Source organism: Pseudactinotalea sp., assembly GCF_048594945.1.
Lineage (GTDB): Bacteria > Actinomycetota > Actinomycetes > Actinomycetales > Beutenbergiaceae > Pseudactinotalea.
Genome location: NZ_JBMDXJ010000020.1, coordinates 1 through 10381, shown reverse-complemented (window position 1 = coordinate 10381; position 10381 = coordinate 1). Strand labels below are relative to the sequence as shown.

The 10381-nt window shown below is 70.6% G+C and carries 13 protein-coding genes; 10 read left to right on the top strand and 3 right to left on the bottom strand.

Features of this window, described 5'->3' with window-relative positions; translation table 11 throughout:
* From ACOJSN_RS01020 to ACOJSN_RS00990, 7 genes are all read left to right on the top strand, one after another.
* The coding region (locus ACOJSN_RS01020; protein ID WP_420110650.1) for an alpha-amylase family glycosyl hydrolase at positions 1–490 on the top strand (490 nt) is incomplete at its 5' end.
* 139 nt (positions 491–629) lie between these two features.
* Positions 630–1637, top strand: a complete 1008-nt coding sequence (gene fepB / locus ACOJSN_RS01015; RefSeq protein ID WP_420110649.1) for a Fe2+-enterobactin ABC transporter substrate-binding protein — start codon at positions 630–632, stop codon at positions 1635–1637.
* Positions 1634–2701: a FecCD family ABC transporter permease gene (locus ACOJSN_RS01010; RefSeq protein WP_420110648.1), complete on the top strand. Its 1068-nt coding sequence runs from the start codon at positions 1634–1636 to the stop codon at positions 2699–2701. Before fepB ends, ACOJSN_RS01010 begins: the two co-directional genes overlap by 4 nt.
* Positions 2698–3753 (top strand): FecCD family ABC transporter permease, encoded by a 1056-nt coding sequence (locus tag ACOJSN_RS01005; RefSeq protein ID WP_420110647.1) that lies wholly within the window; start codon positions 2698–2700, stop codon positions 3751–3753. The genes ACOJSN_RS01010 and ACOJSN_RS01005 overlap by 4 nt, the downstream gene beginning before the upstream one ends.
* Before the next feature lie 8 nt (positions 3754–3761).
* Positions 3762–4580, top strand: a complete 819-nt coding sequence (locus ACOJSN_RS01000; RefSeq protein ID WP_420110646.1) for an ABC transporter ATP-binding protein — start codon at positions 3762–3764, stop codon at positions 4578–4580.
* Complete coding sequence (locus ACOJSN_RS00995; protein ID WP_420110645.1) at positions 4577–5773, top strand: enterochelin esterase domain-containing protein; 1197 nt, start codon at positions 4577–4579, stop codon at positions 5771–5773. Before ACOJSN_RS01000 ends, ACOJSN_RS00995 begins: the two co-directional genes overlap by 4 nt.
* 136 nt (positions 5774–5909) lie before the next feature.
* On the top strand, positions 5910–6449 hold the full coding sequence (locus ACOJSN_RS00990; RefSeq protein WP_420110644.1) for an NUDIX hydrolase family protein: 540 nt from the start codon (positions 5910–5912) through the stop codon (positions 6447–6449).
* A 23-nt stretch (positions 6450–6472) separates the two neighbouring features.
* Here the strand turns inward: ACOJSN_RS00990 and rdgB are convergent, their stop codons facing one another.
* From rdgB to ACOJSN_RS00975, 3 genes are all read right to left on the bottom strand, one after another.
* Positions 6473–7087, bottom strand: coding sequence for an RdgB/HAM1 family non-canonical purine NTP pyrophosphatase (rdgB, locus tag ACOJSN_RS00985; protein ID WP_420110643.1), 615 nt, complete (start codon positions 7085–7087; stop codon positions 6473–6475).
* Positions 7084–7875, bottom strand: coding sequence for a ribonuclease PH (gene rph / locus ACOJSN_RS00980; RefSeq protein WP_420110642.1), 792 nt, complete (start codon positions 7873–7875; stop codon positions 7084–7086). The genes rdgB and rph overlap by 4 nt, the downstream gene beginning before the upstream one ends.
* Positions 7876–7959: 84 nt before the next feature.
* Positions 7960–8487, bottom strand: a complete 528-nt coding sequence (locus ACOJSN_RS00975; RefSeq protein ID WP_420110641.1) for a helix-turn-helix domain-containing protein — start codon at positions 8485–8487, stop codon at positions 7960–7962.
* Positions 8488–8709: 222 nt separating this feature from the next.
* On the opposite strand from ACOJSN_RS00975, the gene ACOJSN_RS00970 reads away from it, so the two are divergent.
* From ACOJSN_RS00970 to ACOJSN_RS00960, 3 genes are all read left to right on the top strand, one after another.
* On the top strand, positions 8710–8919 hold the full coding sequence (locus ACOJSN_RS00970) for a hypothetical protein (RefSeq protein WP_420110640.1): 210 nt from the start codon (positions 8710–8712) through the stop codon (positions 8917–8919).
* Entirely contained in the window at positions 8916–9632 is a 717-nt protein-coding gene (locus ACOJSN_RS00965) for an ABC transporter ATP-binding protein (RefSeq protein WP_420110639.1), read from the top strand. The genes ACOJSN_RS00970 and ACOJSN_RS00965 overlap by 4 nt, the downstream gene beginning before the upstream one ends.
* Positions 9629–10381 (top strand): ABC transporter permease subunit (locus tag ACOJSN_RS00960; protein ID WP_420110638.1); only part of this gene is annotated, 753 nt, incomplete at its 3' end. The genes ACOJSN_RS00965 and ACOJSN_RS00960, both read left to right, overlap by 4 nt.

The following is a 10381-nucleotide window of genomic DNA, read 5'->3' as shown; positions in this document are numbered from 1 at the left end:
CCTCGGGCGGCACCAGGACCGGCTGGAAGTGTTCGTGCCGACCACCTTCGTGGGCAACCACGACGTCACCCGCATCGCCCCCCCCCTCGGCCCCGACCGCGCGGTGCTCGCGCTCACGGTGCTGATGACGGTCGCCGGGTTCCCGTCGATCTATCACGGCGACGAGCTCGGCCTGCTCGGCACCAAGGAGGAGCGCCTGGGTGGTGACGACGCGGTGCGCACCGCGCTGCCCGACTCCCCGGCCGAGATCGTTCCCGACGGCGTAACTCGCCGTCTGCTCGATGCTCACCGTGCGTTGATCTCGCTCAGGCGACGCCATCCCTGGTTGACCGCGTCGCGCACCGAGGTGCTCGACCTCACCAACACCCGGCTGCGGTACCGCGCGCTCGGACCGGACGCCCATCTCGTGGTGACGCTCGACCTCGAGAACACGACCTCCGCCGTCGTCCAGGACGAGACCGGCGCCACGCTCTGGCGCTACGACACCTGAGCGACCCGGGTGTGGCGGAGCACACACCACGGCAGTTTGCGCGCATAGGTAAGCCTTACCTATGTTCTAGGCGACAGCCTGTTGACGACACGTCGCCCCACTCTGTCACTTTCTGACAGCCTGACTGGAAGTTGCTCCTGTGCGCACCCACCTACGCTCCGCGGTCGCCCTCGTGGCGGCCGTGGCCACTCTGTCTCTCGCGGCCTGTTCCACCGGCCCCGACGACGAGGCGACCGACCCCACCGGCGGTACCGACGAGACCACCTCGAGCGAGAGCGACGGCGCATGGCCGCGAAGCGTCGACCACGACTCCGGCACCACCGAGATCCCCGAGCAGCCGCTGCGCATCGTCTCCACCTCCATCACGCTCACGGGCACACTGCTCGCGATCGACGCCCCGGTCGTGGCGTCCGCAGCCACCTCGGTCAGCCCGATCACCGATGACAACGGCTTCTTCTCGCAGTGGGCCGACGTCGCCACCGAGCGCGGCGTGGAGGTCCTCTACCCCAACCTCGAGCTCGACCTCGAGGCGATCGAGGTCGCCGAGCCCGACCTGATCATCGGCTCCACGATCGGCCAGGACGCCACCGTGGACGCCTACGACCAGCTCAGCGAGATCGCACCGACGGTCATGCTCGACTACGGCTCCGCCACGTGGCAGGATCTCGCCGCGGTGCTGGGCGAGGCGACCGGTCTCGAGGATCAGGCGGCCGGCGTGGTGGCCGACTACGACGCCTGGGTGGCCGAGCAGGCCGCCGCGATCACGCTGCCGGAGCAGCCCGTGACGGCCCTGACCTACAACGGCGCCGAGGGCGGCGGCATCTTCTCGGCCGGCAGCGCCCAGGCTGCCGTGCTGACCGCGATGGGCTTCGAGTACGTCGAGGCGCCCGCCGAGCTGGCCGACGAGACTCGCTCCGACGTGTCCTTCGTGACCCAGGAGAACCTGCCGAGCGCGTTGGCCGATGTCAGCACGCTGTTCGTCGTCTCCAGCGACGACACCCAGCCGCTGCTGTCCGACCCGCTGCTCGCGAACCAGTCCGCGGTGGTTGCCGAGAGCGTGCTGGCACTCGGGCCGACATCGTTCCGCATCGACTACTACAGCGCGAGCGCGATCGTGGAGCTGCTGGTCGAGGCCTACGGGGCGTGAGCCCCACCGCGGTCTCGACCGCACCCCGGTCGCCCCGGCGGGTCGCGCTCACGCGATCCACCGGGGCGTTCCGGCGCTTCACCCTGCTGGTGGTCATCAGTCTCGTGCTGATCGCGGCCGGCGGGATCCTCGGACTGATGATCGGCTCGCACTCGATCCCTGCCGGCACGGTCCTGGAGGCGCTGCGCGCCTACGACCCCGGCATCGACGACCACCGCATCGTGATCCTGTCCCGGCTGCCCCGCACGGTGATCGCGCTGCTCGTGGGGCTCGCGCTCGGGCTGGCCGGCAGCCTCATGCAATCGGTCACCCGGAACCCGCTCGCCGATCCCGGGTTGCTCGGCGTCAACGCGGGCGCCTCTGCGGCGGTCGTGGTCGCGATCGCCTTTCTCGGCGTCAGCACCGTGCAGGGCTACATCTGGTTCGCCTTCGGCGGCGCCGCCCTCACCAGCCTGCTCGTGTACATGCTCGGGTCCGCGCACCGCAGCGCCGCCACCCCCGCGAGACTGGCCCTGGCCGGCGCGGCCGTCTCGGTGGCACTCGGCGCCGTGGTCGGCGCGATCCTCATCAGCCATGAGCAGGCGTTCAACGCCTTCCGCTACTGGGCCGTGGGCTCCACGCTGGGGCGCGGGCTCGACGTCGCCCTCGTGGTGCTCCCGTTCATCGGCGTGGGCGTGCTCGTCTCGATCGTGCTGATTCCCTCGCTCAACGCCGTGGCGCTCGGTGAGGACGTCGCGCGCAGCATCGGTGCCACCCCCGGGCTGGCGCGCGCCGGCTCGGCGCTGGCGGTGGTGCTGCTGGCCGGTGCCGCCACCGCCGCGGCGGGGCCGATCGGGTTCGTGGGGCTGGCCGCCCCGCACATCGTCCGCGCGATCGTGGGGCCGGACCACCGCTACCTGATCCCCGGCGTGCTCGTGGTCGGACCGGCGTTCCTCGTGGTGGCCGACGTGATCGGCCGCGCGGTGGTCGCACCGCAGGAACTGCAGACCGGCATCTCGGTCGCGATCCTCGGCGGGCCGCTGTTCGTGGCGTTGGTGCGGTCTCGCAGGATGGCGGCGCTATGAGCAACCTGCATCTCGGCAGCCGGCCCCGTCTGGTCAGCGGTCGCGTCATCCGCCTCGGCGCCTTCTCGGTGCGGTTCTCGCCGCGGGTGATGGTCGTGGGGCTCGTGCTGCTGGCCATGACCGTGGCGATCGGGATCGTCACGATGCTGCATGGCACCATGGAGCTCACCTTCGGGGAGGTGGTGCGCGCCCTGGTCGGCGACGGCGAGGACGGCGTGATCCGTACCGTGCGCAACCGGCGCCTGCCGCGCCTGGTCACGGCGATGGGCGTGGGAGGCAGCCTCGGCGTGGCCGGCGCCGTGTTCCAGAGCCTGTCGCGCAACCCGCTCGGCTCCCCCGACATCATCGGGTTCACCAGTGGCGCCGCCACCGGTGCCGTGATCCAGATCGTGGTGCTCGACGGCGGCATCCTCGCCACCGCGATCGCCGCCGTGACCGGCGGTGTGCTCACCGCACTGGCCGTCTACGCGCTCGCCCGCAAGGACGGCGTCAGCGGCGGTCTGCGGCTGATCCTCGTGGGCATCGGCATCGGCGCGATCACCAGCGCGATCACGTCCTTCCTCATGGTGCGTGCCGATCTCGACGACGCCACGCAGGCCCAGTTGTGGCAGTCCGGCTCGCTGACCGCCCGCGGCTGGCCGCACGCCCTGGCGGTGCTGGTGGCGGTGGTGGTGCTGATGCCGGCGCTGCTCGTGGCGGCGCGGCGGCTGTCGGTCATGGAGATGGGCGATGACGCAGCCACCTCGCTCGGCGTCCCGGTGGAGCGGTACCGGTTCGGCGTGATGGTGCTCGCCGTCGCGCTCACCGCGATCGCCGTGGCCGCCACCGGCCCGATAGCGTTCATCGCGCTCGCCGCACCGCAGATCGTGCGGCGCCTCGTGGGCCGCGGCGGCGTGCTGGTGATGCCCTCGTTCCTCATGGGCGCCTCGTTGCTCGTGCTCGCGGACCTGCTGAGTCAGTCGCTCGACGTCGGCGTCCGCACCCCTGTCGGTCTCGTCACCTCGCTCCTGGGTGGCGTCTATCTCGTCGTGCTGCTGGCACGGCGGGTCTAGGAGAACCCATGACCCAGCTCGACACCCCTCCCCGGCTGCGCGCCGAGGGCGTGCGCCTCGGCTACGGCCAGCGTGCCGTGGTCGAGGACCTCAGCATCGACATCGCCGACGGCGGCTTCACCGTGATCGTCGGGCCCAACGCGTGTGGCAAGTCCACCCTGCTGCGCGCGCTCGGGCGGATGCTTGCCCCGCGCGCCGGCCGGGTGATCCTCGACGGCCGCGCGATCCACACCACGCCCACCAAGGAGGTGGCGCGCTCGGTGGGGCTGCTGCCGCAGTCGCCGGTGACACCGGACGCGATCACGGTCGCCGACCTGGTGGCGCGCGGCCGGTTCCCGCACCAGAGCCTGCTGCGTCAGTGGTCCCTGGCCGACGAGGACGCCGTGGAGAACGCCCTGTCCGAGGTCGGCATGATCGAGCACGCCGACCGCATGGTGGACGAGCTCTCCGGCGGACAGCGGCAGCGGGTCTGGATCTCGATGACGCTGGCGCAGGAGACACCGATCATCCTGCTCGACGAACCGACCACGTTCCTCGACGTCTCCCACCAGCTCGACGTGCTCGACCTGTGCTCGCGCCTGCATGATGCCGGCCGCACCCTCGTGGCGGTGCTGCACGACCTCAACCTCGCCGCCCGCTACACCACCCACCTGGTGGCGATGCGCAACGGCACCGTGATCGCCCAGGGCGAGGCCTCGGACGTCGTGACCTCGGACCTGCTCCGCGAGGTCTTCGACCTCGACGCGCTCGTGGTGCCCGACCCCGAGACCGGGCGGCCGATGGTGATCCCACGCGACCGCCGTCGAGCCATCGAGGACCAGGCATGAACGCACCGAGAACGGCCGAGCCCACCTGGCTGCGCGAGCTGCTGGCGCAGCCGGACCGGCGGCAGGCGGTCGCGGACCTGTGGGACTCGTTCGAGAGCGCGCCGCTGCTCGGCGAGACGCGCGACGGGCTCACCGAGGTGACGTTCCTGTGGCGGCAGCAGCGCGCGGACGTGGAGGTGCTGGTTCACGTCAACGGGCTCACCGACGCGATGCGCGAGGACGTGACCCCGGCGCTGCTTGAGCAGGTGCCCGGGACGGACCTGTGGCACCGGTCCTGGTGGCTCCCGGCCGACGGCACCTGGGGCTACCGGTTCGTGGAGATGCCCGAGATCCCGCGGAACGCCGGGGCCTCACGCGAGGGCTGGCTCGCGATCCACGGGGCCGGCGCGCTCGACCCGCTCAACCCACGCTCGCAGCCCCACGCGCTCGGCGAGTCCTCGAGCGTTATCGTGCTGCCGCGGGCGTACCAGCACCCGGCCTGGCCGCTGTCGCCGTGGTCGGCGCAGTCGTACACGCATGCCGAGATCGAGCCGTTCGACGGCGAGAGCCGGGCCGTGCATCTCTGGTCGCCCTCGCCGGCTGAGCCGGCCGCGGTTCTCGTGCTCCTCGACGGCGAGCAGTGGGCCGCGATGGGCATCGCCGATGTGGTGGCCGCCGCCGGGATCCCGGTCGACCTTGTGCTGGTCGACTCGGTCGACTTTCCCACCCGGTCGCGCGACCTGCCCGACCCGGAACGAGCCGCCGCTCTCGTGGCTGCCGCGCTCGAGGCGTACACCCGCGCGACCGGGCACCTCCCCGACGCGAGTCGCACGATCCTCGCCGGGCAGAGCTACGGCGGCCTGGCCGCCGCCAGCACGGTGGTGACCCGACGAGACCTGGCGAGCACCGCCGTCGTGCAGTCAGGCTCGTTCTGGTACCGGCACGGGGTCCCGCCGGCGCGCGACGCCGTGGACCCGGGCGACCTGACCACCGCGCTCGCGGGCGGCGAGCGCGACCTGGCGGGCGTCCGGCTGGCGCTCCAGGCCGGGACCGACGAGGGAACGATGGCGGCGCAGGCCGAGATGTTCCGCGACGCAGCGCGGGACCGTGGTGCCGACGCCGAGCTGGAGAAGATCACCGGCGGCCACGACTACGCGTGGTGGAAGCACCACCTGCTCCGCGCCGTCGAGGCGCTCGTGGGGCCCCGCGGCTGAGGCACCGCAGGTGACCGCGGGCAACGGTCCTCCGTTCGCCCGTCGCGGCCCAGCCCAGCTGTCCGGGCCGTACGTCGCGACCTCACCTCGCCGCGTCAGGTGGCCACTGTGGGCCGCGGCGCGGTACAACTAGGACGTGAGCGAGGTAGGCACGGACGACATCGGCAGCTGGTTCTCTCCCGAGGAACTGGCGGTGATCCGGCGACGCATGCCGATCCTGTACGTGGACGTCGTCCCGGTGCGGGTCGACGCCGATGGCGTGATCACGACGCTCGGAACCCTCCTACGCACCCCGCGCGAAGGTGGCATCCAACGTGCCCTGGTGAGTGGCCGGGTGATGTATCACGAGAGGATCCGCGACGCCCTGGCCCGCCACCTCGACAAGGACCTGGGCCCGATGGCACTGCCGCGGATCCCGGTCTCGCCCGTGCCGTTCACGGTGGCCGAATACTTCCCCACGCCCGGGATCACCGCCTACCACGACCCTCGCCAGCACGCGGTCTCGCTCGCGTTCATCGTTCCTGTCGACGGCGACTGCCAGCCCCAGCAGGACGCCCTCGACATCGACTGGTTCACCCCCGAGCAGATCATCGACCCCCAGATCCTCGGCGAGATGGTCGACGGCCACTCCGCCCTCATCCGGACCGCCCTCGCCGTCACCGGCCGCCTCACCTGAGGTTGATTTCACTGTCGATCCGTTCAGTGGCTCGCGAGCGCCTGCGCGATCAGCGGGGCGAGCTCGCGGAAGGCCCGCGACCGGTGCGAGATTGCGTTCTTCTCCTGGTGCGTGAGCTGGGCGTAGGAGCGGTCGTGGCCCTCGGGCATGAACAGCGGGTCGTACCCGAAGCCGCGCTCGCCGATCGGCTCGGCGAGCAGCCGACCCCGCACGATTCCCTCGCGGACCTCCTCGCGACCATCGGGGGTGACGAGCGCGCCGGCGCACACGAACTGCGCGCCGCGGTGCTCGGGGCCGACGTCCTCGAGCTGTTCCAGCAGCAGTGCGTTGTTCGCAGCGTCGTCGCGCGCGCGGCCCGCCCAGTAGACCGAGAACACCCCAGGGGAACCACCGAGCACGTCGACCGCGAAGCCCGAGTCGTCCGCGACGGCCGGCAGCCCTGTGTGGGCCACCAGGGCGCGGGCCTTGAGCAGCGCGTTCTCGGCGAACGTCACCCCGGTCTCCTGGACGTCAGGCCCGTCGACCTCGGCGGCGCTGATGACGCCGGTGACGTCGACGCCGGTCTCAGCGAGGATCGCTCGGAGCTCCGAGAGCTTGTGCTCGTTACGGGTGGCGAGAACCAGGCTGTGCGCGGTCATCGCGCGAGGAGACCAGGGACCGACGGGCGCTCGAGAGACTCGGTCAGCGCCGCCGTCTGGCGTTGTGCGAGCTCGGCGGTGCCGGCGAGCGCGAGATCGAGGAGCTGGTTGAGCTCGTCGCGGTCGAACGGCGCACCCTCGGCGGTCCCCTGCACCTCGACGAACGAGCCGGAGCCCGTGACCACGACGTTCATGTCGGTCTCGGCGGTGACGTCCTCGACGTAGGGCAGGTCGAGCATCGGCGTACCGTCGATGATCCCGACGCTGACGGCGGAGACCGAGTCGGTCAGCACGGTCGCCTCGGGCTTGACGGCGCCGTTCGCGCGACCCCACGCGACCGCGTCGGCGAGTGCCACGTAGGCACCCGTGATGGCGGCAGTGCGGGTGCCGCCGTCGGCCTGCAGCACGTCGCAGTCGAGCACGATCGAGTTCTCACCGAGCGCAGACAGGTCGATGATCGCGCGCAGCGAGCGACCGATCAGGCGCGAGATCTCGTGGGTACGTCCGCCGATCCTGCCCTTGACGGACTCACGGTCGGAGCGGGTGGTGGTGGAGCGCGGCAGCATCGAGTACTCGGCGGTCACCCACCCGAGCCCCGAGCCCTTGCGCCAGCGCGGCACCGAGTCCGTGAACGAGGCGGCACACAGCACCCGGGTGCCGCCGAACTGCACGAGCACGGACCCTTCCGCGTGGTCGGACCAGCCGCGCGTGAAGCTCACGGGGCGAAGCTGATCGGGTGCGCGGCCATCGGCGCGGGTCACGGGCGAGGACGATGCAGGGTCGGTCACGGTCCCCCACCCTAAGGCCACCCCGAGCCCGGCAGCGCGGGGTCGTCACCGGGCGGGTGCCCGTGTGAGGGTTCGGCCTCATCGTCACGGGTCTGGCAGGAGGATCGTGGCGAGGTTGACCCGTTGCTGGCCGTCCTCGCGTTCAGTCAGGTACGGGGTCAGCAGCTCGGCGAGGCCTGCCTGGATCGTGGCGAGATCCTCTGTGCTGACGTACAAGGGTGTTCGGGCGAACCCGACCAGCTCCCGCGACTGGGGAGAGTCCGCGGCGAGGAAGCGATCGAAGTCACTCGTGACGTCCCCGAGGAAGGTCAGGAAGGCCGCGCTCAGTTGCGCACTGCTCATCGCAGCGAGCTCGGTGTGGTCGATCGCCGCCATCCGGTCCCCCAGCGCCAAGGTCCGCTCGATCGCGCCGCGCGATCTGCGCTCGTCGACCACGGCGACGACCTTGGCGTCAAGGAGGGCAGCCACATGGCGATAGAGCGTGGCCTGCGGGATGTCCGGAAGCGCCTCGCGCAGCTGCGCCGTCGTGCGTTCGCGCCCGCCCAGCTGCTGAATGATCCGCAAGCGCACCGGGTGGAGCACGACCTCCGCCAGAGCAGACGCGTGACGCATCGCCTCTCCTCACTGTTATCACAATGATAATGTTCTCAATACGATTCCATTCTAGCGATCGAGGAGAGCACGATGACGAACATCGCCTGCGACCGAACGGGAGTACACGTGCAGTTTCCCGGCTGGGAAGCGACGATGACAGGCTTGCCGAGTCTGTCGATTCCGACGTCGGCGATTCGCGACGTCTGGACCCACCAGGGATGGACGCCAGAGGTCCTCGGGATGAGATCCGGTCTCGCCATCTCCGGCTACCGCAAACTGGGCACGTTCACGCACCCGTCCGGAGCGCGTCGCCTGGTCTCGATGAGACGCGGGTACCCGTTGCTGCGGATCGCCGTCGACCGGATCTCCGTCGGTTTCGACGAGATCCTCCTGAGCACCGCCGCGGCGGAGTCGATCGCGGCAGACCTCCGATCGGACGCACTCTCGTGAGCGCCGCGATCGAGGTGCGGGCACTCTCCAAGCGGTTCGGATCGGTCACCGCGCTCGAGGATGCGACCCTGAGCGTCGAGTACGGGCGCGTCGCCGGGTTCCTCGGGCCCAACGGGGCAGGAAAGTCCACGCTGATGCGCACGCTGCTGGGCCTGGTCCGCCCCGACAGCGGCGAGGCGCACATCGCCGGCCGGGCCTACGCCCAGCTGTCTGCGCCCGCAGAGACGGTGGGCGCGGTCCTGGACATCGCGTCGGCGCACCCGCGCATGACGGCACGCGCCCACCTTCACACCTACGCGGCGCTCGCAGGAATGGATCGGTCTCGGGTCGGCGCCGTGCTCTCCCTCGTCGCAGCGCAGTCCTACGCCGATCGTCGGATCGGCACCTTCTCCACGGGGATGCGCCAACGCCTCGCGCTGGCCACCGCGATGCTCGGCGATCCCGGCATCCTGGTGCTGGACGAGCCATCGAACGGCCTTGACCCGAGCGGAATGGCCTGGCTTCGCACATTCCTGCGCGATTTTGCCGACGCCGGCGGTGCCGTGCTGCTGTCCAGCCACGTGCTCCACGAGATCGAGCACACGATCGACGACGTCATCCTCATCGACCGGGGCCACACCGTCTGGACGGGTGCACTCGATCAACTCGTGGCGCAGCACGCTCCTCTCGAGGAAGCCTTCTTGCGCCTCACGCAGAAGGAGTCCCTCTCGTGAACGTCATCCACGGCGAGGTCGCACGCCTGCGCGCCACCGCACTGGCAGGCTGGTCGGCGCTGGTCGCACTCGTGTGCGGAGGCGGATTGACGCTTCTCCTCGCGCTCACCGGACCGCAGAACGCTCAGCCGCCCATGCCGGACATCGACACCCCCGACGGCGTGGGGTTCGTGCTCGGCGTCGGCACCGTGCTCCTCTTCGTCCCCGCGCTCATCGGGACCGTGGCGATCACCAGCGAGTACCGGCATCGCACGATCGGTACGACGTTCCTCGTGGTCCCTCGACGAGGTCGAGTGCTCACGGCCAAGCTCATCGTGTACACCCTGCTGGGCGCCGCATACGGAACGATCGCTGCGCTATCGGCTCTCCTTGCCCTGATGGTCGCCGCTTGGATACGCGGTATGCCACTGGGCGTCGACCCGGCAGACCTGACGCCCGCACTCATCCAGCTCGGTTTCGCCGCCGTCGCCTACATGCTGCTTGGTGTCGGTATCGGCGCATTGGCGCGCTCACCGCTGGTCGCAATCGGAGTCGTACTCGGCTACTTCATGTTTGTCGAGTACATCCTCATGCTGATCCCCGGCGTCAACACCCTCTACCCGTTCCTGCCAGGCGGAGCAACGGCGTCGCTGACCAGCTTCGACTTCTTCACCGAGGCGATCGCGAGCCAGACTGCGCTGCCCCCTACCCCGATGACCTCGCCCGCGCTTGGCGGTTCGCTCCTCGTGGCGTACGCCGCCGCTGCAGCG